This window comes from Bacillus haikouensis (assembly GCF_013179555.1).
GTDB lineage: Bacteria > Bacillota > Bacilli > Bacillales > Bacillaceae_B > Rossellomorea > Rossellomorea haikouensis_A.
On the sequence record NZ_JABMCR010000597.1, the window covers coordinates 1 to 764 of the forward strand.

Sequence of the window (764 nt, forward strand, 5' to 3'; positions counted from 1 at the left end):
ATGAATGGAAGCAAAATAATAAAATGCCATTTCTATTGGACTTCCTTCTTTAAATTGACCAAGCTCCTGCCCTTTTTCGATTAATTGAGCAGTTTGTTTAAACATTTTTTCACTTTGTTTATTCAGATATTGAACTTCAGGGGAAGGATCGACCATTGTGGAAGACTGGTTCATAATCATAAGAAAATTTGCAAATTCATCATCTTTCCTAAGATCATTCAATATTTCCAATGTAAAATGACGGATCATTTCTGCAGGAGACGTATCGTTTTTAAACCTTTCAACGATTTTTTCTAATCCGGCTGCGGCATATGAAACGAGTTCATTAAACAATTCATCTTTGGTTTTGTAATGACGGTACAAGAGTCCTGTACTGATGCTTGCAGTGTCTGCAATATCCTGTACACTAGTGGCAGCAAACCCTTTTTTTGCAAATAGTTTTATTGCAGCTGAATGAATTTTGTTTCTAGTTGCCGTTCTCAGTGCTTCATATTGTTCTTTTGTTCTAGGCAAGAATTTACCCTCCTTTTTGCTTAATCCTTCTAGCGGAAAATCACCCTTGTTTTTTTACATATTTCAAAGACAAAAGATAATTGATTCCATTTTTTTGCGCTGCCTTTTGCGGAATAGCCCTCCTTTTATACTCCTCAAAACCCAATTTTTTATATAAATTCATTGCCGGAGTATTCGTATCGGCAACCTCTTCAATAACGTAATCGCTGTACGGTGTATTTTCGAAAATATGCCGGATGATTTGAGTTGCT

Annotated in this window: 1 protein-coding gene and 1 pseudogene; both read right to left on the reverse strand. The window is 35.6% G+C overall.

Going from position 1 to position 764, the window contains the following annotated elements:
- On the reverse strand, nucleotides 1–513 hold a 513-nt coding region (locus tag HP456_RS24565; RefSeq protein WP_172255881.1), incomplete at its 3' end, for a TetR/AcrR family transcriptional regulator.
- Between the two features lie 40 nt (nucleotides 514–553).
- Nucleotides 554–764: pseudogene (locus HP456_RS24570) on the reverse strand (GNAT family N-acetyltransferase); the annotation flags it as partial.